Annotated in this window: 29 protein-coding genes and 1 pseudogene; 25 read left to right on the top strand and 5 right to left on the bottom strand. The window is 47.0% G+C overall.

What is annotated here, in order from left to right; translation table 11 throughout:
* The first annotated feature begins 61 nt into the window (after positions 1-61).
* The 10 genes from ABIA61_RS02830 to ABIA61_RS02875 all read left to right on the top strand — a co-directional run bounded on the left by ABIA61_RS02830 (position 62) and on the right by ABIA61_RS02875 (position 10186).
* Positions 62-1351, top strand: coding sequence for a vWA domain-containing protein (locus ABIA61_RS02830; protein ID WP_283655796.1), 1290 nt, complete (start codon positions 62-64; stop codon positions 1349-1351).
* 18 nt (positions 1352-1369) lie between these two features.
* Positions 1370-2023 carry a beta-mannanase gene (locus tag ABIA61_RS02835; protein ID WP_283655797.1) on the top strand — a complete coding sequence of 218 codons (654 nt, stop codon included), beginning with the start codon at positions 1370-1372 and terminating at the stop codon, positions 2021-2023.
* A gap of 16 nt (positions 2024-2039) precedes the next feature.
* Positions 2040-3305, top strand: coding sequence for a TRAFAC clade GTPase domain-containing protein (locus ABIA61_RS02840; protein WP_283655798.1), 1266 nt, complete (start codon positions 2040-2042; stop codon positions 3303-3305).
* Positions 3302-6313 (top strand): GAP1-N2 domain-containing protein, encoded by a 3012-nt coding sequence (locus ABIA61_RS02845; protein WP_404580265.1) that lies wholly within the window; start codon positions 3302-3304, stop codon positions 6311-6313. The genes ABIA61_RS02840 and ABIA61_RS02845 overlap by 4 nt, the downstream gene beginning before the upstream one ends.
* Positions 6314-6549: 236 nt before the next feature.
* Positions 6550-7017 carry a MarR family winged helix-turn-helix transcriptional regulator gene (locus ABIA61_RS02850; protein ID WP_283655800.1) on the top strand — a complete coding sequence of 156 codons (468 nt, stop codon included), beginning with the start codon at positions 6550-6552 and terminating at the stop codon, positions 7015-7017.
* A 92-nt stretch (positions 7018-7109) separates the two neighbouring features.
* On the top strand, positions 7110-8492 hold the full coding sequence (locus ABIA61_RS02855) for an MFS transporter (RefSeq protein ID WP_404580266.1): 1383 nt from the start codon (positions 7110-7112) through the stop codon (positions 8490-8492).
* Between the two features lie 80 nt (positions 8493-8572).
* Complete coding sequence (locus ABIA61_RS02860; RefSeq protein ID WP_283655802.1) at positions 8573-9142, top strand: hypothetical protein; 570 nt, start codon at positions 8573-8575, stop codon at positions 9140-9142.
* A 68-nt stretch (positions 9143-9210) separates the two neighbouring features.
* Positions 9211-9360 (top strand): 50S ribosomal protein L33, encoded by a 150-nt coding sequence (gene rpmG, locus ABIA61_RS02865; RefSeq protein WP_007430271.1) that lies wholly within the window; start codon positions 9211-9213, stop codon positions 9358-9360.
* A gap of 93 nt (positions 9361-9453) precedes the next feature.
* A complete protein-coding gene (locus ABIA61_RS02870) occupies positions 9454-9921 on the top strand; it encodes a hypothetical protein (RefSeq protein WP_283655803.1) in 468 nt (155 codons plus the stop codon).
* 22 nt (positions 9922-9943) lie between these two features.
* Positions 9944-10186, top strand: a complete 243-nt coding sequence (locus tag ABIA61_RS02875; RefSeq protein WP_014281334.1) for a type B 50S ribosomal protein L31 — start codon at positions 9944-9946, stop codon at positions 10184-10186.
* A 112-nt stretch (positions 10187-10298) separates the two neighbouring features.
* Here the strand turns inward: ABIA61_RS02875 and ABIA61_RS02880 are convergent, their stop codons facing one another.
* The 3 genes from ABIA61_RS02880 to ABIA61_RS02890 are packed head-to-tail and all read right to left on the bottom strand — an operon-like array spanning position 10299 to position 13414.
* Positions 10299-11408, bottom strand: coding sequence for a CobW family GTP-binding protein (locus ABIA61_RS02880; RefSeq protein ID WP_283655804.1), 1110 nt, complete (start codon positions 11406-11408; stop codon positions 10299-10301).
* An 18-nt stretch (positions 11409-11426) separates the two neighbouring features.
* Positions 11427-12404: a TIGR03943 family putative permease subunit gene (locus ABIA61_RS02885; RefSeq protein WP_283655805.1), complete on the bottom strand. Its 978-nt coding sequence runs from the start codon at positions 12402-12404 to the stop codon at positions 11427-11429.
* An 8-nt stretch (positions 12405-12412) separates the two neighbouring features.
* Positions 12413-13414: a permease gene (locus tag ABIA61_RS02890; RefSeq protein WP_283655806.1), complete on the bottom strand. Its 1002-nt coding sequence runs from the start codon at positions 13412-13414 to the stop codon at positions 12413-12415.
* A gap of 257 nt (positions 13415-13671) precedes the next feature.
* Between ABIA61_RS02890 and ABIA61_RS02895 the strand changes: the two genes are divergently transcribed.
* The 7 genes from ABIA61_RS02895 to ABIA61_RS02925 all read left to right on the top strand — a co-directional run bounded on the left by ABIA61_RS02895 (position 13672) and on the right by ABIA61_RS02925 (position 20474).
* Positions 13672-14736, top strand: coding sequence for a CobW family GTP-binding protein (locus ABIA61_RS02895; protein ID WP_283655807.1), 1065 nt, complete (start codon positions 13672-13674; stop codon positions 14734-14736).
* Positions 14733-15845 carry a FecCD family ABC transporter permease gene (locus ABIA61_RS02900; RefSeq protein WP_283655808.1) on the top strand — a complete coding sequence of 371 codons (1113 nt, stop codon included), beginning with the start codon at positions 14733-14735 and terminating at the stop codon, positions 15843-15845. Before ABIA61_RS02895 ends, ABIA61_RS02900 begins: the two co-directional genes overlap by 4 nt.
* Entirely contained in the window at positions 15842-16630 is a 789-nt protein-coding gene (locus tag ABIA61_RS02905) for an ABC transporter ATP-binding protein (RefSeq protein WP_283655809.1), read from the top strand. Before ABIA61_RS02900 ends, ABIA61_RS02905 begins: the two co-directional genes overlap by 4 nt.
* Positions 16631-16690: 60 nt before the next feature.
* Positions 16691-17710, top strand: coding sequence for an ABC transporter substrate-binding protein (locus tag ABIA61_RS02910; protein ID WP_283655810.1), 1020 nt, complete (start codon positions 16691-16693; stop codon positions 17708-17710).
* Between the two features lie 216 nt (positions 17711-17926).
* Complete coding sequence (locus ABIA61_RS02915) at positions 17927-18634, top strand: metal ABC transporter ATP-binding protein (RefSeq protein ID WP_025685519.1); 708 nt, start codon at positions 17927-17929, stop codon at positions 18632-18634.
* Positions 18580-19428 carry a metal ABC transporter permease gene (locus tag ABIA61_RS02920; protein WP_014281343.1) on the top strand — a complete coding sequence of 283 codons (849 nt, stop codon included), beginning with the start codon at positions 18580-18582 and terminating at the stop codon, positions 19426-19428. The genes ABIA61_RS02915 and ABIA61_RS02920 overlap by 55 nt, the downstream gene beginning before the upstream one ends.
* 50 nt (positions 19429-19478) lie before the next feature.
* Complete coding sequence (locus ABIA61_RS02925) at positions 19479-20474, top strand: metal ABC transporter substrate-binding protein (protein WP_283655811.1); 996 nt, start codon at positions 19479-19481, stop codon at positions 20472-20474.
* A 420-nt stretch (positions 20475-20894) separates the two neighbouring features.
* On the opposite strand, the gene ABIA61_RS02930 is transcribed toward ABIA61_RS02925, so the two are convergent.
* Complete coding sequence (locus tag ABIA61_RS02930) at positions 20895-21146, bottom strand: helix-turn-helix domain-containing protein (RefSeq protein WP_283655812.1); 252 nt, start codon at positions 21144-21146, stop codon at positions 20895-20897.
* 238 nt (positions 21147-21384) lie between these two features.
* On the opposite strand from ABIA61_RS02930, the gene ABIA61_RS02935 reads away from it, so the two are divergent.
* From ABIA61_RS02935 to ABIA61_RS02945, 3 genes are all read left to right on the top strand, one after another.
* Positions 21385-21669: a hypothetical protein gene (locus ABIA61_RS02935; RefSeq protein ID WP_283655813.1), complete on the top strand. Its 285-nt coding sequence runs from the start codon at positions 21385-21387 to the stop codon at positions 21667-21669.
* Positions 21670-22111: 442 nt separating this feature from the next.
* A complete protein-coding gene (locus ABIA61_RS02940) occupies positions 22112-22474 on the top strand; it encodes a response regulator (protein ID WP_283655814.1) in 363 nt (120 codons plus the stop codon).
* 157 nt (positions 22475-22631) lie between these two features.
* Positions 22632-23120 (top strand): hypothetical protein, encoded by a 489-nt coding sequence (locus ABIA61_RS02945; protein ID WP_404519304.1) that lies wholly within the window; start codon positions 22632-22634, stop codon positions 23118-23120.
* Positions 23121-23395: 275 nt separating this feature from the next.
* Here ABIA61_RS02945 and ABIA61_RS02950 read toward each other — a convergent pair whose 3' ends face one another.
* Complete coding sequence (locus ABIA61_RS02950; RefSeq protein ID WP_404580267.1) at positions 23396-24271, bottom strand: hypothetical protein; 876 nt, start codon at positions 24269-24271, stop codon at positions 23396-23398.
* A gap of 339 nt (positions 24272-24610) precedes the next feature.
* On the opposite strand from ABIA61_RS02950, the gene ABIA61_RS02955 reads away from it, so the two are divergent.
* The 5 genes and pseudogenes from ABIA61_RS02955 to ABIA61_RS02975 form a co-directional block, all read left to right on the top strand.
* Positions 24611-24805, top strand: a complete 195-nt coding sequence (locus tag ABIA61_RS02955) for a hypothetical protein (protein ID WP_014281351.1) — start codon at positions 24611-24613, stop codon at positions 24803-24805.
* Between the two features lie 12 nt (positions 24806-24817).
* Positions 24818-25153: a YolD-like family protein gene (locus ABIA61_RS02960; protein ID WP_283655816.1), complete on the top strand. Its 336-nt coding sequence runs from the start codon at positions 24818-24820 to the stop codon at positions 25151-25153.
* Positions 25154-25190: 37 nt separating this feature from the next.
* Positions 25191-25535, top strand: coding sequence for a cupin domain-containing protein (locus ABIA61_RS02965; RefSeq protein ID WP_283655817.1), 345 nt, complete (start codon positions 25191-25193; stop codon positions 25533-25535).
* Between the two features lie 138 nt (positions 25536-25673).
* Positions 25674-25943, top strand: a complete 270-nt coding sequence (locus tag ABIA61_RS02970; RefSeq protein ID WP_283655818.1) for a hypothetical protein — start codon at positions 25674-25676, stop codon at positions 25941-25943.
* Positions 25903-26004, top strand: a pseudogene (locus ABIA61_RS02975) (GTP cyclohydrolase FolE2); the annotation flags it as partial. The gene ABIA61_RS02970 and the pseudogene ABIA61_RS02975, both read left to right, overlap by 41 nt.
* Between the last annotated feature and the right edge of the window lie 68 nt (positions 26005-26072).

The raw sequence follows: 26072 nt of genomic DNA on the forward strand, positions 1-26072 counted from the left end.
AATCCTACGAGGAATTTGCAAATTCCTCCTACTTTAATTATGGAAGGAAGCAACGATTCTTATGAAGCAGCGTAAATTTAATGTTCTCCTGCTGCTGTTCGGCTTGCTGGGCGCCGTAGTGGGCTTCATCATTGGAGAGCTGATTCTTAACAAACTGATAGGCCACTGGCCGCATATCATCGTGATTGGGCTGTATTTTGGCATCATGGCGCTGTGTATTGGCCTGGGATGCCTTATCGGCGAATGGATTTCGCCACAACTGAACGGGCCGTCATGGCGGCAGCGGTACTCCGGGTTGTCCTGGAAGCTGCTGGTCCCTGCTACGCTGGTGATGCTGTTCGTGGCAGGGCTGCTGCTGGAGCTGGGCTACCAGGTAAACCCCGAAGGTCGCAAAAGTGTACAGGATCTCGTGCTCGTCATTGATAATTCCGGGAGTATGCAGCAAACAGATCCCGACAATGAACGTCTGACAGCCGCCAAGAGTCTAATTGGCCAAATGGATGGAGACAAGCGGGTAGCCATCGTTTCCTTTGAGTCCACTGCGCAGTTGGTTCAGCCGTTTACCCCGATTGGCACAGATGCGGAGAAGCAAGCCGTTTATGCCAAGATCGACAGCATGCAGACCTTAATGACAGGCGGCACAGAAATCGGTCTTGCCTTGGATGAAACCATCAAAGAAATCGAAACTCAGGGTAATGCGGAAAAGGGCTCTCTCGTTATTATGCTGTCTGACGGCTTTAGTGATCTGGATAGCCAGACGGCATTGGCTCCTTATATCGCCCGGCAGATTCCGATTAATACAATCGGTCTGAAGCTCGCTGAATCCGATGGTATAGCATTATTGCAAAATATTGCCCAAATGACGGGTGGAACTTACTTCAATGTGGCGAATGCCCAAGGTCTTACTCAGGCGTTCGGTAAAATTTATGACAAAATCGGCGATCGTACTCTGGTAACGGAGCGAACAGGTGAGTATGCGGATAGTCTGTATTTTGCTATTTACCGTGTAACCGCACTGGTGATTATTGGAGTACTGCTGGGATTGGCACTCGGACTGATGTTCGATAACCGTTTTCTGGCGCGGAATTTCGCGATTGGCGGGGTTCCTGCCGGATTGCTGGCTGGCTTTATTTTGGAAAAGGGCCTGTCCGGCTCGCCCATCGGTGATTTGATGATTCGTTTGGTGGCAGCGCTCGTATTGGCGGCTCTAATCGCGGTCTTCTCGCTTGTGCTGCCGATTGCGGAAAATACTCGCCGTTCTTCCGGCGGAGGAAACCCCGGTGTGTCATCAGGTCGCAGGACAAGAGCGCCGGAAGGCCCGCCGCGTAATCGACGCAGCAGTGGATTTTAGAACGGGAGGCTGGAACTTATGCAGTATAGGGATGCACAGCCCGGTGATCCTGTTATTTCGGAGCTGAGCCACAAAATTGACGACAACCGGGTTGTGCTTCGCTGGCAGTGGCCGGAAGGAGTCGCCGTGGTATTTATTGCGAAACAATTAGCCGATCTGGGTGTGAACGGGCAGGAGGATGCCGAAGCGTTGCCGCCTTTTTCAAGCCTTAAGCTCTTCACACGTGAGGAGTACAAGGCTGCTGGCAGCTACCGTGACCGGATCGATGGCATTGGACGCGTGCGGTATACCGTGTATCCGGCTGTGCGGGAGGACGGAGATACTTTTGTGATCCGTCAGCAGGATGGAGCTAATCGGCTGGAATTGAGCACGGGTAAAGCTAAAATCAGATATGCGGTCCACCACAAAAAAGGCTGGTTTCGCAGCCGCAAAACGGTGCAGATTCAGGTGACGGCTGAAGTTCCTGTTCCGCAGGAGGCGCTTTGCTATGTGAAAAAGCGTGGTGGCTATCCGGCGGATCGGGAGGACGGAACCTTGTACCCGTTCACGGCACCATTTCCTGCGGGACGGAATGTGTTGCCCGCTGTGGAAGTGGGCGGAGATGAATATGTGCGGCTGTTTTTTACGGACGGCCAGAAATATGGCACGGTATATGAATTAGTCCCTGAATGAAAGGAGGCCGCAACCGATGAGTTTTCTTAGCAATTTATTCAGAAGAAAGCCGCAGGCAGCACCAAGGCCGTTATTTTATGATATTGTGTGCCCTTATTGCTTTAGTAAGTTTTCCCCGGAGGAAGTTGTATTCCGTGCTTCCCATCACCGTGAGGATGACGAGGATTACGCTTTGGGTGAGGATGAGCTGCTGAACAAATACCGGGAGCGCTTTGGTTTGGACGGTGTGCATGATATGGAGGCCATTCTTCATCCCCTTGATGTTCCTGAGGAACACCGTTTGTACTCGGATCATGTACTGACAGGTCTGACGGATCGCTATGGTGAGCTAACACGTCGCAGATTGTGTCCGCATTGCCATAACGAGCTGCCTGTGACCGCAGGCAAGGTGCCGAGTAATATCATTTCGATTATTGGAGCTTCACAGGCAGGGAAATCCGTCTATATGACCTCCCTGATTCACACGTTGCAGCATGTTACGGCCGATCATTTTGATGCGGCTTGCATGCCGTTGAATGCGGAGATCAGCCGCAAGTTCCGTACGATGTATGAGGAACCGCTGTTTGAGCGAGGGGATCTGCTGACCTCTACACAGAAAGAAAAGATGCAGGAGCCTTTTATCTTCCAGTTTGTGTTTAAGGATGAGGAAAAGCCGCCACTGACGCTGGTGTTTTTTGATGTCGCCGGTGAGGGGATGGTCGATCAGGACTATCTGGGTCTGCACGGACAGCATATTAAAAACTCGGCGGGTATTTTGTTTATGGTTGATCCGCTGCAAATCCGCTCTATTCGGGAGCGTATCAAGATCAACATCGGCGACAAGCCGGGCGAGTTTGTTTCGCAATATGATGAGCCGCGTGATGTCGTACTTACGATGTTCGGTGATTTTATCGCATATCAGGAAAAAGGGAAGACGGACATTCCAACCGCCATTGTCCTGACCAAAAGCGACATGCTCACTGCGCTGGCAGATGAAGAAGGCACGTACATCAAGACGAACAGCAATATTTTTAATCCAATGGAGCACCGGAAGTATATGGATTTGGATGAGTTCGCGAACATTGATGGCGAAGTGCGACGGTTCATTGAAAAGGTGGATAAGCCGTTCAAGGGCACGATGGATGTGTATTTTACAGACACGGCCTATTTTGCGGTTTCCGCCTTGGGCAGCAATCCAGTAGATCAAAAGCTGCAAGGGCTGGTTAGTCCGATCCGTGTGGATGAGCCCTTCATTTGGCTGCTTTACAAGCTGAAGTACATTGAGGGGAGAGAATCACAGTGAGTAATTCTACCTCTCATTTGATACAGCAGCAGATGTATACACGGGAACGGCGTGGTATTTTCCGTTCAACGGAAGGCTTCGATACGGTAGCCAATTCCAAGGGGCTGGACACTTCTTTTATTAAAAAGGTGCTGCATCCCTTGTGTGTGTATGATGCTCCTGCTGCTTTAACAGCGCGTGGTGAGAAGCAGGAGAGCGTCTACCCGGAAGCCATGCATCTGGTACGGACGGAGTCAGGGGATGTGGTGCTGGGACGCAGTATCTACAAGGCAGCGGATTTTACCGGGCTGCGGAGCGCCTTTTTTACGCATAATTATGTGATTCCAGCCGGGCATGGTGAATCTCCGTCTGATTATAAGCAGTGGCTGAACACAACTTTTGTCGATGCTTATGATATTGAGCAAGGAACGGAATTGCCGGAATTGGAGCGTCTGCCGGGTGGGAGCGTATTTCCATCTGTTGACCCGTCTGCGGTGCTGTCTCAATTGCAGCTCGGTGAAGAAATGTTCAAGCAGATTTTATACGCAGTCATGATGTCGGCTACTGGCCGTAAAAAGATATATATAGCACTGAACGTTCCAGTAGAAGCGGTGGCATCTTCAGCCAAGCTGCTGCTGGGTGTGTTGTATGCGGCGCTGCCTTATGCATTTCGCAACAGGCTCGGATTTCTTACATATGCGAAGGAGCCACACAGCAGAAAAGGCATTCATTTGATGTTTGTTGAGCCTTTCAGTTTGCGTCCCGGTGATCGGAATGTGGAAAAGGATTTTGTATTTGACCTGACTAACAGTGGTCGGGTACTCAATGTGGATGCAGAGCAGGTGAGACAGCCGTATTTTGACTGGATTGCCCATACGTTGCTGACTGGCGGGACGCCGGATGATTTTTTCAAATTTGCCGAGCAAATGCTGACTGGCATGGAGGCCGGGCGCGATCTTGCGCTATCCAGCTATCACGAGCTAATTACACTGTACAGAATAGAGCAGGGAGAGCGCGGGCTATATAACGAACGGCGAATTTCCGTGCTGAGAAGCTTGACCGACTATTTATCTTCTCCCGATGCGTTGCCACGTAAAATGCGGCTGAATGACTTGTTTCTGTCGTTTTTTGATCATGAATTTGATCGGGTGAAGGATGGATATATTCCTGACGTGGGTCTGATCGACTGCTTCAAGGATTACTATAAAGTTCACGCGCGTAGCAGCGAGAATCGGTTGGTGGAATATTTGATCCGCTCGCTAAATAACGCCTATACCGCAAGAAATACGGAAGCTGTCACTTATATTTATCATACGATTGAAGAAAATCCTTCATTGGGCAAGTCGTATTTTACGAAGGTGCTGGGTAATCCGGCGCTCACGAAGCTGCTGTTTATTCCCTACATGGATAGCCAGATGAAAAGAACACCGGATGTGAAGGGGTTGCTGGCTGTCGTGTATGAATGGGGCAGTCGATATATTGAAGTATCGGCGAATGCCGATTTTCAGCTTTTGGCTGAGTCCGCATTGATGGGCAAACTGCGTGCTGAAAGAAAGCCGGTAGAGGCTGTGGCTGCTATTCATCAACGGTTGCAACAATGGGAAAGTAGTTCTACGGGGGGCCAACTTTCTCCACTGGAGCAATCCGGGTTAACGGAACGCTTGCAAGAAGCGTCGGATCGGTATTTGCTTACGGAAGTGGAGCTAAAGGAAATCTCACCTGATCAGGTCGTACAGATTCCGTTCTTTACCCGTCCTGATTTGGTGCAGTGGGTCGGGAAACTGCCAGCCCCGCTCAAGGGACAAGCGGTGCGCTTGATTGCAGCTTACGATTGGTTTAGCACGGAGAACCCGGAACCGTCAGTGCTGGAGGGTCTGGAGCCGGGCGAAGTGGAAAAGGTGCAGGACTGGGCTTACAGTTGGCTGCCCCAGCAGCTTGCGGAGGGCCATTTTGCCCGTCTGCTGCCTGCCTTCTATCGTTCCGATGGCACGGGCGAAGGAATACTGGATTTTGCTCGTCTGGTTAGCTCGATTCGCAAATGGGCGAAGGATAACGATACGATGTACCGTTTTATCCGCTGGTCGGAGGGACATGCCGAATTTGCTACGCCACGGGGCGGTTTTGAACCAGCCTACCGACGTGCGTTGCTTTTGTTCTTCCAGAAGGAAGGACGCGAAGGGCTGCATAAAAAAACGCTGTGGCGTGAATATTTTGAGCCTGCCAAGCCTGTCTTTAAAAATTTCTATATGACAGCAAGGCGTGAGACGGATACACCTTTAGTCAAAACGCTTCGTCGCTTCCGCAAGGGTGGGGTGATTTCCGGGATCGTGCTTGTCGTCATTGCAGGCACGCTAGGTGGCCTGAAAGCAGCGGGGGTAATCGGCTCGGAAGCCACGCCAGCACCTGTCACTACACCCAAGCCAGTGCAGCCGCCTGTAGTGGAGCCTACAGTACCCGTAAAGGAAGAGCCTACGGCGATTGTGACTCATGTGCCCAACACCAAGGCGACTACGAAAATGGTCAAGCTGCTGTTTGCTTTTCAAACATCGGCGGAGCAGGCGGCGTTTAAGCCTAAAAAGCTCGTCATTGTCGGTGCGGATCAAAAGGAGTATTCATACGAAAATTTTACGCTTGCTGAACAGAACGACAAGGAAGCAGCCAGTAAAGCTAACACTGGTCAGTCCGGTGACGCGAAAACCGGCAGTGCCACTACAGGAAGCACGCCAGCAGGGAGGGCTACTGGCTCAACGGTTGGTGGGGGTACATCCAGCAGAAACAGCGCTGATCAGGCCGGAACGGTGACAGGCCAATCGGGCGCAGGCACGACATCGGGGACTCCTACAGGTGGGAGCGGCACAGCAACCGATGGAACCGGAACCGACACTGACGCGCCAACCGAGTATGACCTGAAGCAGTATCCTTATCGCTCACTGCTGACCATTTGGCAACGACTGGAGCTAGACGATGCTAGTACAGTTACGGTGGATGGAGAAGAGTACCCGCTGGTTCAAGTGAAAACCGCTGACTAAATGTTTTTTCATGTACAAGCAAAATGAAATAGAAATGAAGTAAAAGGCGGGCTTCCTTACAGGGCTCGTCTTTTACTATATATAAATCTCTATATAAAATGAACTCGTAAAATGTACATATATAGTAAACAATCACTTTTAATTTTCCGAAAGTATTGACACTAGATAGGCGACTGTTTAAGATTAGTTGGAATTCAAACCATTAAAATTCAATGATTGTGGAGGTTAGTAACGAGATGGGAAGTGGAGTATATCCCGTTTGTCTCCCCTGGGAGGAAGAGAGCACGATATATTTAATTAAATGGATTTTTACAACAGTCCGCAGCGAGATTGAGACGGCCTTGCGTCCTTTGGGGCTTACCTCCCCGCAATCGCAGACGCTTTATATACTGGCAATGTCGCCTGGAGTGACCACTACGGATTTGGAAAAGCTGCTGCTTATTGATAAATCAAGCGTCACCAGCCTGGTGAACGGGATCGTTAAGAAAAACTGGGCAGTACGCAAAAGTCACCCGCAAGATGCGCGTATGAAGCAGATTTATTTGACTGAGGAAGGCTTGAAAATTCACAAGGTAGCTGAGCATACAGTTGAGCAGATTAAAAGCTCGGCAGGCGAAATGTTATCTGCGGGGGAGTTAGAGACTCTTCGAGGTCTGTTGAAAAAAATACTTCACAATTACCGTCCTGCGAACGCCCGCGTTTGAATGGATATATAGAGAAATTTGCCCGGATAGGGGTATTCAAAAGCTGAGTTATTGCAGCCTAGATAGATTTTACAGGAGAGGGAAGAGACAGAATGATAAAAGAGCAAACTTATCCCAATGCGGATAAGCTTATGCGTGTGTTGGCCTTCACACTTGTTTTTTCAGTGATGAACGCCTTTATGTTTAATGTAGTAATGCCTGTGATTCGCGAGGAGTTTCATATTAGTGCTTCCGATGTGAGCTGGCTGCTGACCGGCTATATGATTGTGTATGCGGTTGGCTCCGTGACTTATGGAAAGCTGGCGGATAAATACCGTCTCAAGGATTTACTGACGTTTGGGATTATCTTTTTTGCACTAGGTTCGCTTATTGGTCTGTTGGCCAATCAATTTTGGATGCTGATTATAGCCCGTCTGCTTCAGGCCGCAGGTGCTGCTGTTATTCCGGCGACAGCTATGATCATTCCTGTCCGCTATTTCTCTGCTGAAAAAAGAGGACGCGCCTTGGGCATTACTGCAATCGGATTGGCACTGGGTACGGCGCTGGCTCCGATTATTTCCGGTTTGATTACAGGCTTTGCAAGCTGGCGTTTTCTGTTCGTTATTTCCATGCTGCCGCTTATCGCCTTGCCATTCTTTCGCAAATATTTGGACGACCAGCGTGGAGAGAATCAGAAATTTGATTTTCTGGGTGGATTGCTGCTGGGCGGAACGGTGGCCTTCTTACTGCTTTCCATTTCACAAAGCAATATTATATTTTTTCTGGTCGGCATTGCGCTGTTTGCGCTGTTTATATGGCGGATCACTACCGCTAAAGATCCATTCATTCAGCCCAAGCTGTTCAGAAACAAGCAATATTCCTACGGATTGTTTATAGCCTTCTTGGGAGCAGGGGTCAGCTTTGGGCTGCCGTACCTGGCTCCGCAGTTTCTGAACAGTCTCAATCAGCTTACGCCTGCAACAATTGGATTGATTATGTTTCCGGCTGCCATTGCGTCGGCTTTGCTTGGTAAAAGCGGTGGGCGTTTGGCCGATAGCAAAGGAAATTCATTTCTAGTCTATACGGCAGTTACGCTTATGTTTATCTGCTTTGTCAGCTTGTCTACCTTTGTGGGCGCGTCTCCGTATCTCATTTTATTTTTGCTCATTTTCGGCAACGTAGGTCAAACCTTTATGCAGATTGCCATGTCTAACACGATTTCCCGTACCTTGTCGAGGGATCAGATTGGTGTTGGAATGGGGCTGCTGTCTCTGCTGAATTTTATTTCCGGTGCAGTGACGACCAGTATTTTGGGTAAAACGCTAGATACCTCGTCTACCTTTCATCTGAATCCTGTCGTATCCAACGTGCAGGTGTTCAATTTTAGCAATATATTTACGGTTCTTGCGCTGATTGCGCTCGCAACCATGGGACTTTACGCCTTGCAGTTTCGCCGGGGCTCACGCCACAATACGACTGCTGCCCAGCAAGGATAAACATTTTATGCAAACTCATGCCAAAACAAGGGTATAATATAGAAGGAAAAGTTCATCTACGGAAGGATGGAGTGTCCGGCATGACAAGAAACCTTCAATATATGCCCTATGGCTATGAGCCTCCAGTCGAGACGCATAAAGGGACTATGATCTATTATGATACGTTTGAACAGGTTACAGCTCGAGAGCTGGATATTTTTGCTGAAACGGGAGCTGCGTTATCCTTTAAAAAGCTGGTACTGTACCCTTTACATGAGGAAACAGTCAGAAGAATGTGGAAGCAGCCGGTTCGCTCTTATTATAAGCGGGTGGACGACCTTGGGGAGTGGCAGCGGGAGCAGGCTTTGAGTGCTGTCGTAATCGAGAGCTGGGAAGGTAAACGCAAAAAGTATACGCCGATTGAAGCAGCAATCCGTTTTCTGGCAGAAAAATATACTCCCCCGCTTTTTCTGTATATGAGTCCTGAAACTGCAAATTTGTGTGCATCCTATGCATCGTTTGATGAATGGATCAGAAACGTCAGATTGGTGCTTTCGACCGAACCATCAGAACTTCATCCGAAGCTGGCACAGTACCGTAATCGCTGGAATACAGTAGAAGAAGCGATAAACCGTCAGTCAAAGGTTGACAAAGAGCACCATGAATTATAGAATAGAACTAATCGTAAAAATTACTATTGTAATTGAATACCATGTATTCCATTTAAGGAGGAAGAGAAATGCGCGTAATTGTTACCTTGGCATGCACCGAATCTGGTGACCGCAACTATACAACAACCAAGAACAAAAGAAATCATCCGGAGCGTCTTGAAATGAAAAAATACTCTCCGCGTCTGAAAAAGTATACGATTCATCGTGAAACTAGATAATGTAGGTTTGCTACATAGCAGCCTGAATTGTTTTGCGTCCTGAACGAAGCCTGAAATCTAATGAATATAGGGCTTCATGAAAGGAGCCATGGCATGGTCTCTCCACTTCATGATGAAGAAATCGTGTTAAGTTTGCAAAAGCCTGCGTTATGGAACCGGCGAAAACTTGAATTAGTCCAGTGGATAGAGCGTCCAAAGATAAAGCTTACGCCTAAGCGAATAGCTTTTTTTCATGGCTGTACGATAGATGCGGAGCTGCACGGTACGCTTTGCCTTTTGAATCGAAAGCACGTGGCAACCGAGTTCTCCTGTGCTGGTGTCAGCATTTGGGACGAGCCGGAGGACCATTCACTATATGCTTATATAACGATGAAGGCTGACGAAAGATCCGGAGCGTTCATGCAATGGGCGATGCGATATATGCGGCATCGTTTGCTTGTCGTTTACGAACCTGAGCGCAACCGTTACGATCTGTCGTCTTTTTTTCTGGGACATAACCGTTCCTTTTGCCAACTGATGGAGTATTGCGCCAGTACATTTGAGTTTGAACCAATAAAATGATATGAAAGCTTAGGTGAATAATATGAAAAAAGATCTTCATCCAACATTGAACAAAGTTATCTTTTTGGACCCTAGCTGTGGATTCTCTTTCCTGAGTGCTTCCACTAAGTATTCCCAAGAAACGATGGAATGGGAAGACGGCAACACATACCCGGTTATCCGTGTAGATACCAGCTCCGCTTCTCACCCGTTCTTCACTGGTAAACAAAGAAACGTGGATATCGGTGGACGTGTGGATCGCTTTAACAAAAAATATAACCTTTAGAACAAGACGAGCGTTATGTTCACGGATTATACAAATAATTCGTGAACATCGCTTTTTAAAAACACCTCCTGCAGATGCAGGAGGTGTTTTTGTCTTAATCCAGACATGTCATTTAAAGCGAAATGAAGCACTGCTCCCATTGATCAGCAATGGATGCTTTGTCCAGATGCTCCCCAATGAGCGTGACGTACCCCTGACTCACGGGGAGTGCAGTGGGTTGCCACTCCAAATGACTTCCTGAATATTGCAAAAGCATTGTACCTTCGTGTGGAAGCACGCAATAGCCTTTCGCCCGAAGCAGCGAGGAACCGAGCCCGGTCAGGAAGCTTTCCAATCGTTGCTTTTCCAATGGCTGTGGAGAATATTGATGCAGCGTTAAGCTCTCCAGACGGGAAAACGAATGGGGCTGGTTTGGATCGTAGCTGTGGCTATGATTGTGCGCAGAAATAACTTTGAATGCCGTACTTCTGGAGATACTGCCGGGTCGTTCGATACTTTTGGCGGAAATAGGGGCGGACGATGCGGCTGCATCGGTTCGCTGAGCCTGTGCTGATTCAGGTTGAGGTACCTGTACAGGTTTTGCGGCAACGGATACGGAAGCCAGAACAGGCTCCAGCAGTGGTTCAAGGTCAACCCGACTATATTCAGCGGTTTGCAGCTTGGCCGTATCGTTGAGCTTGCGAATACTCTTGATGACCTTCGTTACTTCACGGGTACTAGCCGCATCTGTCTTGTTCACCACAATGAAGTCTGCGTTGCGAAGTTGCCCGTGCAGGGTCCGAACCAGCTCTTTGTCAGCGGTGAAGCGGCTGTTGTATTCATGAAAAAGCTCAGCGTCCACAACACTGATGCTGTGAACCAGATAAAGCCGATCCGCCAGCAGCGGGGAGCGAAGCTCTTCCAGCACTTGCTCAGGGTTGGCTACCCCTGTGGTTTCCATGAAGATCAGATCCGGCTCCTGACTGAGCAGGGTGTGTAGAGCGCCTGCCAGCTCACTTCTTTTGCTGCAACAAATGCAGCCCTCCAGCAGTCCTTCCACCGATACGTCGGGCATTTCTTCAGAAATAATGGCGCCGTCTACATCATATTCACCCATTTCGTTCATTAATACAGCGGGACGGAGCGGAATTTGCCGGGTATGGGCCAGCAGGCGCAGAAGCAGTGTCGTTTTGCCGCTGCCAAGAAAACCGCTGATTAATATCACAGGAACCTTGTTCATCATTATTCCTCCTTGTTAGGGTTAGTGTGTTGCATTCAATCGATCAAAGGTGGCTACCGAATCTGCCTGGGTATAAACATAAGGGGATTCCGGCTGTGCCACAGTGGTTATTTTCTCGGATCGAATTTCGAGTACGGGGGTATTGCCTTTCTGTGTGGCATGTAATGTGCCTTCAATGGTCACCCACGTATCCTTGTCAAAGGACGGGACCTTCTTGGATTGGACGATGATTCCGAATGGCATGGCATCGGCAGTACAGCACATGACAAGGAACCTTCCCACCGCAAATAGACCTTTGCCCGGCAGGCTGCCGTCTTTGTAGACAAAGCCAGTCACCTGCACCTTTTTTCCTTCAAAAGCGTGCTTATACAATTCGATGGCTCCAATGGTTTCGGAAAAAATCTCCGGTTTGATTTGTATGATCGGTTGCTGATATAGACGTTTCGCCAGCTCGGCAAATTCTACGTTGTACTTATCAGGCGGAACGAACAGCTTATCCAGTGTTTCCTGACTCCATTTTCCCCCTGGAGGGGGCGAAGATGGCGCAAGAGAGGTGGTCGATAAAATGGAGGAGGTCGGTGCTTTCGTGGTCTGTATATCTGTTTTGCGCCGGATCTCCGGGTTGGGATACGTGAAGGACATGCCTTTTTTGGCTGCCATATCACTGCCAAGTGCCTGATTGGGCAGCAGCGAACCGAATAGCAGCGGAATGAGCAGCATTCCATATACAAGCGTTTTTTTGAACCAGCTTTGCGGCAACGGATGCTCGCAATCACATAAATCCTCACCTTCTCGCTCCCCGGCTATGCCGTGCCATGCCATGGCCAGAGCGATAAACAGCAGGGGCACGGGACAAAGCAGGAGCAGCTTTTGCATTTGCGGAGCCAAGTAGTAATGAAGGGAATTCGAGCGGCTCAAGGTGATGATATACACAGCCAATCCAAACATGAGCAAGGAGCGCATGCCATACTGCCAGCGGATGCTAAAGGTTGAATTCACGTTCGTATTCACCTCCCCAATAACCATTCAGCAGCCATAGAACCCACCAGGACGAACGAAACAATGAGCAAGCACAGAACGGCGACAAATTTGGTGCGGAAGGTGCTTAGCAGCATAAGCGTACCTTTGAAATCCAGCATCGGGCCGAGTACAAGAAAGGATGCCAGCGGGCCCAGTGTAAAGGTATGCGAAAAAGCAGTAGCCACAAAGGCATCGGAGGTGGAACACAGGGACAGTACGTAGGCAAAACCCATCATAAAGGCGTACGAACCAGCCGTTTCACCGCTTAACGAAAGCATTTCATCCCGTGGGATGAAGGTCTGGATGGAGGCTGTCAGCAACGCGCCGATAATGAGATATTTGCTCATATCCAAAAATTCGTCGCCAGCATGTACAAAAAAGTCCCGCCATGTGCGATTGTGGCGATGAGTCTGGTTGTTCTGCTTTGGCTGGTTAAAAGAGAGCAACGAACGTTTGAGCGGATGCACACGCACAAAGGCATACACGATCAGCCCAATGATCGCGGAAACGACTAAGGCCAGCCCCATTCGAACGGCAGTGACCTCGGGATGGGAAGGGAAAGCCATCATCGTCGCAGCCAGCACCACGGGATTGATAATCGGCCCGCTTAAAATAAAGGTGATGCCCATATAGGCAGGCATTCCTTTGAGCATCAATTGGCGAACGACAGGGATCATGCCGCATTCACAGATGGGAAACAGCAGACCCAGCAAAGAGGCCAGCAGGACACCCGGCACAGGATGCGCAGGCGCTATTTTGCGAATCCATGTTTCCGGTACGAGCCATTGTAAAAGGGATGAGACAAGTACACCGATTAGGAGAAACGGGACAGCTTCCAGAAAGATGCCCATAAATACCGTTTTTAACGGTTGTAGTTGACTCATATCTAACGAACGAAGCCATCGGGGAGATAGCGTAACAAGCACAGGGATGAGAAAGGCAAACGGAATCATAAAAGGCAGCATCTTCAACAGCGTACTGGTTTTCATTCCACGGCTCCTTGGAAATAAGGGTTCTTATCTACATCCTATGCGTGTAATGGGACAAACATGCCCGCTGGTAGCGTCTGGAGTACTCCTTTATGGACAAGTTCAAGCGTGGTCATCTATATAATTGTGTTCTTTAATTGGACAATGTGACTGTGTTAATTAGTAAATATTACGATTAAACTTCAACAAACGATTGCAAGAAGGAAATTTTTACGGTACGATCCTTATTAAAACGTTGTAAAGACAAGGAGGATTTTATGATACCGATTGTTGTTTTATCCGGATTTCTGGGCAGCGGTAAAACAACTCTTCTTCAGCATGCGCTGGCTTACTATAAAGGGCAGGGACTCAAGCCGGCTATTTTGATGAATGAGTTGGGCGATGTTAATTTGGACGGCAGTCTTGTGAACGGCCAGGCTCCCACGAAGGAAATGCTTAGTGGCTGCATATGCTGTACCATTCGCGGAGATTTGGGCGTTGAGCTGATGAACCTTGCCGAGGAATATAACCCGGACGTGATTATTGTAGAATGTACCGGAGTGGCTAATCCGATGGAAATTGTAGATGCCGTGACAGATGCCTCTATCTATTCCTCTATGATCTTACAATCTGTTATTACGGTGGTGGATGCGCGTCAATTTTTGGATTTTGCCTCAGGTCACGAGAGAAACAAGTCGTATCGCCTGATGCAGGATCAGCTTCGATGCGCTTCCAAGCTGATTATTAACAAGACCGATTTATTGGCTGCGGGGGAGTTGCAGAAGGTACAGGCCCTCGTAAAAGAATTAAATCCGTATGCGCTGACGGTGAGCACGCAACGGAGCGACGTGGACGCGGATACTTTTTTCTCCATTCAGGGAGAGGATCGTATGGACGTTTCGCGGCAAAAGGAGTCCATAGCCGATAGCGGAAATGATCATTATCATTCGGAAAATCATCTACACGCTCATGATCATGGAGACCATGCAGACCATCACCATCATGACCATGACCACGAACATGGAGAGCATTATCATTCCTACGACCATGTAGTTGTTCACACGCATTTCTTTGGACAACCTGTGCCACGCTCCGAGTTTGAACAGTTGTTTCGCAGTTTGCCAGCTGAAATTTACCGAGCCAAAGGAATTGTGCGTTTTCTGGAATCAGAGGGTCAGATGATGTTCCAGTTTGCCTACCGGGAGTTGGAAATCATTCCGATTCGCCCGCAGAAGCCGGTGAATGATGTAGCTGTCGTCATGGGCGAAAATTTCTCTGCTTCCGAGATCGAAGAACGGTTGAGAAAGCTGGAAGCGGCCGAAGAACCGTTGACTGGTTTATGACCCCAGGAACTAGCGGCATTTATCCGTCAAAACATAATTCTCGCGCTAACGTAGCTGGAAAGCCTGCTTGGGGATTTACCACGATTTTGCTGCTGCTGACTGGAGGGTTGATGCTGTCGGTCACACTCGCCGTCATGCTTGGTCCCGTAGCAGTTGCACCGGGAACAGTATGGCGAATTGCGCTGTCCCATCTTCCCTGGCTGGATCAATGGATACCCGTGACATGGACGAAGCCGGAGCAATATATCGTTTGGGAAATCCGATTTCCGCGCGTGTTGCTAGGTGTCGTCGTAGGAGCAGGACTTGCTGTTACAGGTGCGGCTATTCAGGCCTTAATTCGTAATTCGTTAGCTGATCCCTATATTTTAGGAGTCTCGTCCGGGGCTTCGGTGACAGCGACGCTGGTGATTGTGTTTGGAGCTTTCGGATTCCTGGGCCGACTTGCGCTGCCTTTATCTGCTTTTATAGGTTCGCTTGCTGCGATGCTCATGGTATTCGCATTGGCTCGTGTGGCTGGACGCATATCGACGACCCGCTTGCTCCTGGCAGGGGTGGCGGTGTCCATGATGCTGTCGGCTGTGACCAACTTTATCGTCACTATGGCCCCGAATGAAAAAGGCATTCGTGACGCGATGTATTGGATGATGGGAAGTCTGGCAGGCGCTCAATGGGATACGCTTCTCATTCCAAGCCTCATTATAGCGGCTGGAACGGTTGTCCTGCTTACCCGATATCGATCGCTGAATGCTTTACTAACGGGTGAAGAGGCCGCCGTAACGCTCGGTGTGAACGTACAGGCGTTTCGTGTATTGCTGGTTGTCGTGGCTTCACTTTTAACCGGGGCAGTCGTATCGGTCAGTGGCTCGATTGGCTTTGTCGGGCTTATGATTCCGCATATCGTCAGGCTGATGGTGGGATCGGATCATCGACGTGTCCTGCCCGTCAGCTTGTTGGCGGGAGCTATCTTTGTCGTGTGGGCAGACGGATGTGCTCGGCTCGTGCTGGCTCCACAGGAACTGCCGATTGGTATTGTGACGGCTGTGTGCGGAGGACCCTTCTTTGTATGGCTGCTGCGGCGCAGTTCTTATTCGTTTGGAGGCGAAAAATGAATATAGAAGTCGAACACGTGACCTTCAGTATTCACGATAAACGGCTGATCGACGGCATCTGCCTCCAGGTAAAAACGGGGGAACTGGTCGGACTGATCGGTCCGAACGGCAGCGGCAAATCGACGTTGCTCAAAAACATGTACCGTGTGCTAAAGCCTGACAGCGGTTTGGTTACGCTGGATGGCCGGGATATGCTAGAGATGAAGTACAAGGAAACGGCCCGGCAAATGGCTGTGGTGAGTCAGGATGCACCGCAAGCGTTTGATTTTTCAGTACGAGACATCGTCCTGATGGGTCGCCATCCACATAAGAAACTGCTGGAAGCAGACACTGCCGTCGATCATGAGCTGGTCGAGCAGGCGCTGGAGCGGGTAGGCATGGATGCTCAGGCGGATCAGGGCTTTGCCACCTTGTCCGGTGGTGAAAAGCAACGGGTACTGATTGCCAGAGCGTTGGCCGGACAGGCCAAATTTCTCATTTTGGATGAGCCGACGAATCATCTGGATATCCGGTATCAGCTGCAAATTCTGGATTTGGTCAAAGCGCTACAGGTAACCACACTGGCTGCGCTGCATGATTTGAATTTGGCGGCATTTTATTGTGACCTAATTTATGTATTAAAAGAGGGCAAGGTGGTAGCCTCTGGCATAACGGATGAGGTGCTTCAGCCCGACCTGCTGCGCGGTGTATTCGGGGTAGAGACAGAAATCTGCATTCATCCGAAAACCGGGAAGCCGAGTATTACCTTTTTACCGGATTCCCTCAGGAGCGGAGACAATCTATGACGTTAACAGAATGCAGCTATTGTCATTTTACCTATGATGAATGAAAAAGGAGCAGAGCATATGAAAAAACATAGAAAATCCGCAATATCGCTTGTCATGCTCGCATTGGCGGTGCTGTTGTTGTCAGCCTGCGGAGCCGGGAATACGGCTCATAAATCCGGTTCATCCGCAACTGAACAGCAGCCTGCTGCATCGCAATCGGCGACAAAGGAAGCATCCGTGGAGCTTGAAAATATGGGTGTTAAAATGGTATTTCCCGAAGCGCCCAAACGTGCGATTACACTAAATCAGCACGCGACGGAGGTTATGCTGGCGCTTGGACTGGAGTCCTCCATGGTGGGCACGGCCTACTTGGACGATAGCATTTTACCGGAATATAAAGCTCAATATGATAAAATCCCGGTGTTGGCCAAGCAGTACCCGTCCAAAGAGGTATTTATGGCTGCTGCGCCGGATTTTGCCTATGCGGGCTGGAAGAGTGCCTTTAACGACAAAAATCTCGGCTCTCGTGAGGAGCTTGCCAAACAGGACGTGACGACCTATGTACAGGAATCATCAAACAAGCCGGGTCCCACATTAGAAGACGTATATCAGGACATACTAAATATTGGACGTATTTTCCGGGTGGAGGATCGTGCGAAAAAGCTGGTAAGCAGTATCCGTGAACAAGTGGAATCCATTCAGACTCAGATCGGTACTGTAGAAAAAGCGCCAAAGGTATTTGTATATGACAGCGGCGAAGATAAGCCCTTTACGGCTGCCAACAACTATTTGACCTCGCTGATTAAAAGTGTGAAAGCTAAAAATATTTTTGATGATGTAGACAAAAGCTTTGCCGAGGTAAGCTGGGAAGAAGTTGTGAAGCGCAATCCTGACGTCATTGTGATTCTGGATTATGGAGATACCTCGCTGGCGGATAAAGAGAAGCTGCTGCTGAGCAAGCCGGCGCTCGCTGGTGTAGAAGCGATCAAAAACAAACGATTTGTAGTGCTGCCTCTGTCCGCAGCAGCTGAAGGCGTGCGTGCGCCGATCGCGCTGAAAACCTTGGCTTCCGGCCTGTACCCGGACAAAGTAAAGTAAACGAGCAAAAGACCTGCAAAACATTGACGAACCTTTCCTAAACTGTTAAACTTGCTAATGCGTAAAGGTTACGTTTATCAAACGCTTGTTTTTTTATTATCTAATCGTAATAATTACGGTAGATGGTTTAATGAGAATAAACGACCTGGAGAATCTGCGCGGAGGCATGTCGTTCAGATGGCTCCAGGCTTTTTAAAGGAAAGGGAGATTTGCGTCATGTTATTAGCCTCACTGGAACAAGTTACATTTGGCTACGGGGACGTTCCTAACCTGGTGGATGCCAATGTTGAAATTTTTTCTGGCGAATTTGTGGCCATTACCGGGCCAAATGGGGCTTCCAAATCGACAATGCTCAAATTGTTGCTCGGTTTGCTTCAACCTTGGAAGGGCAAGGTGTTTATGTCCGACCGCACAGGTGAGGGCAAGAAGCTTGTTGTTGGATTCGTATCGCAGCAAATTGCTGCTTTTAATGGCGGATTTCCAAGCACCATCCTGGAGTTTGTCCGTTCCGGAAGATACACTCATGGCTCATGGTTGCGCCGTATGCGGCCCGAGGATCATGATCTGACAGAGCAAGCGCTTCGTCAGGTAGGCATGTGGGATTTGCGTCATCGTAAAATCGGCGAGCTGTCCGGTGGACAGAAGCAGCGCATCTGTGTGGCACGAGCGCTCGCTCAGGAATCGGATTTGCTCATTTTGGATGAGCCCACGACCGGAATGGATCAGGAAAGCCGCCATCACTTCTACGATCTGATGAATCAGCAGGTTAAGGAATATGGAAGAACCGTAGTCATGGTTACCCATGGACTATCGGAAGTGCAACATTATCTGGATCGTATTATTGAACTTGAGAGGAAGGAAGATGGCGGATGGAAATGCTGCACTACGACTTCATGCAGCGGGCATTTTGTGCCGGTGGGGTAATTGCACTGCTGGCCTCGGTGCTTGGAGTGTACCTGATGCTGCGGCGTCAGGCTCTGATGGCGGACATGCTATCGCATGTATCACTGGCAGGGGTGGCAGCGGGTGCCTATTTGGGCATTAATCCGACAATAACCGGTTTTATTGTAGCTATAATCGGAGCGATTATCGTTGAATACGTCCGCAGGTCTTATAAAACGTACAGCGAGATTTCTGTGGCAATTATTATGGTAGGCGGCCTGTCGACGGCTGTGATTCTAATGAACCTGAATCAGAGTATTAATAAAGGCTTTTCCGCTTATTTGTTCGGTTCAGTGGTGGCGGTCAATCAGACAGAGCTTATGTTGATGATCGCAGTCGCTGTGATCGGGGGTATTTTCTTTTTCGTATTTCGGCGTCCTTTGTATCAGATTACCTTTGATGAAGAAACGGCGAAGACAAACGGCCTTCCTGTCAAATCTATTTCATTTGCGTTTAGCATTTTGACAGGGATGATTGTAGCTGCTGCAATGCCGATTGTCGGTGTGTTGCTTGTCTCCTCACTGATTGTGCTACCGGCTGCATTGGCGATTCGAATTGCACCTAGCTTTGCCGCAGCCATCTGGATATCTATGGTGACCGCATTGATCGGGGTATTTTCGGGTTTAACTGCGTCGTATGAACTGAGTACACCCCCAGGGGGGACGATTGCCATGGTGCTGTTATTATTCCTGATCGTGGGAATCGGTATTCAAAAGCTGGTCCGCAAACTGGGTAAGCAGCAGGCTTCCCGGCAGAAGAATGCAGCACGCCAGTGAATGAAACAGTTCGTTTTCTGAAAAACCAAACAAATAAAGGAGTTATGAACATGAATACATGGTTCAAAAAATCATTCGTATTGTCTGCGGGACTGGCACTTATTTTGTCCGGCTGCGGAGCCAAATCTGATAATACAGCTACCAACACTCCCCAAACCGAGCCGAATCAGGCACAAACGACGGACAGCGGCAAAAAGCTGAAAGTGGTTACCACTTTTTATCCGATGTATGAGTTTACAAAGCAGGTCGCTGGAGATCATGCTGATGTAACCGCGCTGATTCCTGCTGGTGCGGAGCCGCATGACTGGGAGCCAAGCGCCAAAGATATGGCACAGGTGAAGGATGCCGACGTTTTTGTATATAACGGTATCGTCGAAGGCTGGGCAGAGCAGGCTTTGAGCAGTGCGTCTAACGACAAGCGTGTTGTGGTTGAAGCAAGTAAAGGGCTGAACCTGATGGAAGGTACTGCTGAGGAGGAAGAAGGAGAAGCACACGCTGAGGAAGGTCATAGTCACGATCATGTGCTGGATCCTCACGTATGGCTTGATCCGGTATTGGCCCAAAAGGAAGTAGAGTCCATTAAAGCGGGTCTTATCTCTGCAGATTCTGCGAACAAAGCAGATTATGAAAAAAATGCTGATGCTTACATCGCTAAATTGAAAGAGCTGGATACCGAGTTTAAAACAGGTCTGAAAGATGTAAAACGCAAAGACTTTATTACCCAGCATACTGCTTTTGGTTACTTGGCTAAGCAATACGGCCTGACCCAAGTGGCGATTTCCGGACTATCTCCGGAGCAAGAGCCTACACCGGACAAGCTGGCGGGCATTATCAAATTTGCCAAAGAGAATAATGTGAAAACGATTTTCTTTGAAACCCTTGTTGATCCAAAGGTCGCTGAGACCGTAGCTACTGAAATCGGTGCAAAAACCGATGTACTGAACCCACTCGAAGGACTGACGGATGAAGACAAACAGAAGAACCTCGATTACCTTGGCGTTATGAAAAACAACCTGGAGGCTTTGAAAAAGGCCCTGAATGAATAAGACTGTAAACTGACATTGGAACGACTCCAGTGTCAGTTTTTTATGTCTATATAAGCTGAACTCAAAAGTTACCTATCGTGCCACTGCGCATCTGGATGGTGCTTCCCATCGCCACCGCTTCGCTTGTACAGCACCATTCCAGCTACTTCGTTTTAATGTGCATCTTTCGAGTTTAAATTATAAATACACAATAATAAATAAATACACAATAATAAATAAATACCAAATAATGAACTATTACGATTTAATCGCGGAGTTAGCAGCCTGTCTGTATTTTTTACAAGCTTATCTAGACCTTGAATGTACTTTTGACAATCAGAGCCTTAGTAAAATCGTATTTTACAACTTTATTATTATATTTACTTATTACTATAAGCAGTTATCTCTACATGTAGAGCATAAAAAAACGATCTATCTCCATTAGACAGGAGTGTGATCGTTTTTTTCGTTGCGTGGGATATATTCCAGAACATCGCTCAGGCTATGTCTCTGACCTGTAAGTTCTTCTAATGTGTCGAGAATATGACTTAATGTTTCCAAATCTATGCGTTTTGTCTTACCATCGCACATATCGTAAATTAAGTTCGGTCGAACTTTTGCTTCGCGAGCCAAGGCATTTTTTGTGATTCCTGCTTTGACCAATGTTTCTTCTAACTTTATGCTTATCGCCAAAAATAATCACCTCTTATCAATTATTTTACCCTGTTAGTAAGCATTATGAAATAATCATAATATTTATAAAAAATCTTTTTTTAACAAAAGGAATTATTAATTACATTTGCTCGGTTATAGGTTAAGTTTTGATCTGGTTAAATAAAATTTTTTAGAAAAGAGGAGAAGAACATGTCAGACATTGCTGTGCTTGAGAAGATTGTGATTGTTCATGTATGGGAAGAGGAAGATCTTGATTATGAAACGAGTGAGGCTTCTTATTAAGCCAGGCTATGCTGTGTATGTTCTAACTGGCGCTGTTCATTTGGCAAGAGTGGAGAGAATTTATCAAACGGGTTTGCATCGTTTTTACGTGGAGGATCGTAGCACTGCATCTATTCAATTAGCATCTTGTGTAACAGGAGATATACCTGTAAAGATACAAGAAATTGTTATGAAGCTATTGAGTAAAAATGCATTAGATTGGCTTACTTGTGATGTAATGCATGGTATGATAGGGGGTTTTGAATTTGAAACATTATAATATAGGCTACATATTCCAAAGTTAGAAATCCTAAAGAAATAGAAATTGTCAATCAAAACGGGTTCGTAAATTCACATGAAAAACGGAGTAGGCGGAATGGTGCTGTACAAGTGAAGCACCATCCGTTTGCGGAACGGCACGATAGGTAACTTTTAAGTCCTGCTTATATAGTGCAAAGGTTCCAGTGGATACCTAGTACTTTATGATCTTCACCCTACAGGAATAATTTACGTCATTATGAAAACCTGTTTTGAAAACTAATTCAATAGTATCTAGTTTAAAATTCCGTTTGTAATCCATTGGTAACGTTTTTATTTTTAACAGAATTTTTCTATTAACTTCGGATATTATTTCACCGATATTGAAACTGGATATGCATTTTGTTCAGCAGTCAGCATCTGAATGAAGAAGTATGATATATAAAACGACAGGAGAGATTACCTTGGCAACAATTATAGTCGTCGACGATTCTTTATTTATGCGATCTGTGCTTAAGGATATTTTTTTGGATTTGGGTCACTCTGTTATTGCGGAGGCGGAAAATGGGTATGACGCTGTTTTGAAGTACTCGAACCTTCGTCCAGATTTAATCACCATGGATATCAATATGCCCAAGATGGATGGACTTGAGGCTGTTGAAAAGATTATAGGGCTTGATCCTCATGCTAAAATTTTAATGTGTTCTGCTTTGGGTCAGCAAGAAGCGATTATCAAAGCATTTCAGGCAGGTGCAAAGGATTTCATTGTTAAACCATTTCAAATGGAGAGAGTTGTGAACGCAATCACAAAAATATTTGGTAGTTGATTGATCGGGTTAACCGTACCCATTCATGATGATGGCTGCAATCCATAAGTTGAACAAAAGAGCATCTCTATGACATAAGATTTTAATTTACATAAATATGAAGCACTTTGAAATGAGTAAGAAGGTTGTGATTTAAATGAATGTGGAGATGAATAGGATGAGTAATCGGGTTTTGTCTCAAAAGGTATTTATCGATGAACTGATCACCACGATTAGGAAGGGAGGGCTTGTCCCGGTAAGTTATGAACACCTCATTAGCGAGCAACGAGAAAGAATAGATGCTCTTAACAGTGAACTTACCGCGCGTATAGAGGGGGTGGAAACGGATTTAATTCCTAATGCGACATATTCCATCCCCTTTTCCAATGGTGACATTATTTTTCTTGCTCGTTACATTGTACTCATCGGGGACAACACCGAGGGTTACTTTGTTTTTTACAGAGCTGAAGAATGTGAAAGTCCGGAAGAGTATCATTTTATAACAAGCTCTTACCAGCTTCCGCATTTGTTGCCTGAATTATCTCTTATGCTAAAAGAACATAGCGCTAATGAGCCTGTTGATATCCTGACTTATTGGAATGGCCAAGCCTATCCATTGAAAAGCTTGAATAAAGAGGATATCAAGCTGTCCACCTACGAATTTTAATCCCGCACCAGCGGTTTAATTCTGGAGAAGTAAGGAGCCGTTGCCGCTTTGCGACAATCATTCTGCCCTCTTCGCCATTTTCAGTAAGCCTCATTTGGAGGAAAGACATTCTAGTCAATCTACTCGATTGTGGGTCAATGCACCTGTCAATCGGAACGTTAAATGGCAAGCCCCTTATCACTTGGAGGCTTGCCACTTTTCCAATGTTAAGAACTGTCCAACTTCGAGGGAGTGTTTAAATATTGAATTAGTTGTGGACGTGCTGTGATTCGTTATTATTTAGGTGAATATTCGTTTACTTCGAATGTCAAAATTTTATTGAATATTACATAGTCTTTGCGGTTGTTGAAAGGGCCCTTGTTATTGGTATGTCTATCAATGGCGAAGAAAGAAGCACCCCGTCCGGCATCTTTAGCGTCATACCACTGAATGAAAGAGGCTAGTTCCTTCTTGCTTATATCAAATTCTTTTTCAAGCCCGTTATCCATAGTCACAACCAGAATTGCACGGTCACCACTCGGCTGTGAGGGTTCGGACGGTTCAGAGGGCACTGACGGTTCAGAAGGTTCAGAAGGTTCAGAAGGTTCAGAAGGTTCAGAAGGTTCAGAAGGTTCAGAAGGTTCAGAAGGTTCAGGAGTTGGCGCTACCTCGACAGGTTTAAAGGGAAGTAACGACCCATCAGTATCAATTGCATATATAAATAAATAGTTGGGTGTATTATTTACAAATTCAACAGAGTGTTCTCCCTGAGGCAAGTTTAATTTTTCGTACATGATTTTACGGGCTGCTACGTCACTTCCAGTCAAAGAAAAGTTATCAACCTTAACACCATCTATAATGACATCAATGCTGCTAGAACCAGACCACCAAGTGGTAGAAATTAATCTTAATTTAGTACCTTTAAAATTAAACTTTAGACTTGTTCCAGATTTTTGCCAGGGAGAAGTCCAGGTTATTGGGCCGGTATTATCACGAAACCAATTACCACCAAGATAGGTGATCTCGGGCGTATTCGCTTCATAACGAGACCATCCTTCTTCCGGTTTATTAAGGACATCCCCCGTAGCCGCGGCATATATGCTGTGGCTAGTACTAAAAAAGAGAACCATCATCCAAACCATCGTGAATAAAGTTAGCTTTACAAATTTCATAATCATTATACTCCTTTAAATTTTATTTTCTTACCAAGACTACAAAAAATGAAAAGTATTGTCTAAACATTAATGCCTATATTTATAAATAAATGTTTATAAAACCCATATATATTGGAGTTTGGAATATTCTACGTTCCAGGATATAGGCTTCAATGCTATGATGTTCTATTGCATATGGGCTGGAATTACGATTGGGAAGATCCACTTTTTGATGTCAAAGCGTGTTAAATAATCCCCTGAGAGCATCACATTCTCTTAGGGGATTATTTAACATTGATAATCAAACGCATGTTCGCATATAATACAAACAAACGTTCTGATAAGGAGTGAAGGAGCATGCTGGAAAAATACGTGGGACAGATCGTGGAAATCGTGTATATGGACCGGAAGGGCAAGCTGTCTCAGCGGCGCATTGAGGTGCATCGTGTGCGGAATGGTTTGATACGGGCCACCTGTTTACAGACAGGCCAGCCACGCGTTTTTCGATTAGATCAGGTACTGGCATGGCATCCGGTAACCAGAACAGCATAGGAGGCGTTTACGATGGGGAAAAAGCTTGAAGGGAACGGCATATGGGAAAGCTCTCGCATGATCTTGCCTGAGCATCGGGATGCATATTTGCGACTGATGAAGGAGCAGGGGAGACGCGGCAAGCCGACACTGGACGATCAGGAAATGCAGCAGATTGAGCAGGCGATCATCGTTTCCTATAACGAGCGGAAGCCCATTACGCTGCGGGTATTCAATCCATTTGATGACGAGGAGCTGTGCGGGTTTGTGACGGTGATTAACACGAGTCGGCGGGAAGTGAAGCTGTCCCGTGGGGAAGAGGATTTTAGCTGGATTAAGCTGGAGGAAATTATAAAGGCAGATATATGAGCATTATGAATCAGTAATGGTAAAAGGAGGGGTTCAGTTGAAAATAAGTAAAAACAATGCCGAACATTATATATGGGGAGACCAATGTGATGGTTGGCGTTTGGTGAAAAATAAGGATTTGAGTATTATTCATGAGCGTATGCCCGGGAATACACACGAGGTCAGACATTATCACCATCATGCACGCCAATTCTTCTTTATTTTATCAGGTACAGCCATACTTGAAGTGGATGGTGAACGAATCGAATTATGGTCTCAGGAAGGCTGTGAGGTTCCTCCTTTGGTCCCTCATCAAATGTTTAACGAAACGAATGAGGATGTTGAGTTTTTGGTGATCTCTCAGCCTGCGAGCAGCGGTGATCGGGTCCTGACTGAAAAATAATATTTCGGCAGACCTAATCAAGCGAAGTTTGACAAGTATTCATTAGTACCGAAGAAATGCTAACTTTGGCTACACATATTCATGCGAGCAAGGGGCTACGACATTTTATCCATTTGGTTGGGTTCAAAAGCCCTTTTGATGGATGAAAGGCAACAGAGCCCGACGATGATAGAGCTGGGAACGAATATGGCGAAGGAGCTTCGGGTCCATAAACCGTTGGGTTCGATTTCACCCGTTTGGCTATCCAACATACTGGGTACTCCACTTGGTCGAAAGCTGGGTATTCCGAAGGAATCACTCGATTTTATCGTGGACGTGGACTACCCATTAGATGCAACGCGGCGGATTCACCATAAATCCGGACTGACTGGAGGCCGTTCGTGCCTTCGCGGTGGAGTGCCGAAATGAAGAATCTATCCATCTGCACGATGCTATAGCGAAAATCTCATATGAAAAACCGCGCTCCTGATTCTGTCAGGAAGAAATACCAAAGAACTACAGTGAAAATGGTCGAAATGACGATTTTCATTGTGGTTT

The sequence above is a fragment of the Paenibacillus sp. RC21 genome (assembly GCF_044907935.1).
GTDB lineage: Bacteria > Bacillota > Bacilli > Paenibacillales > Paenibacillaceae > Paenibacillus > Paenibacillus terrae_A.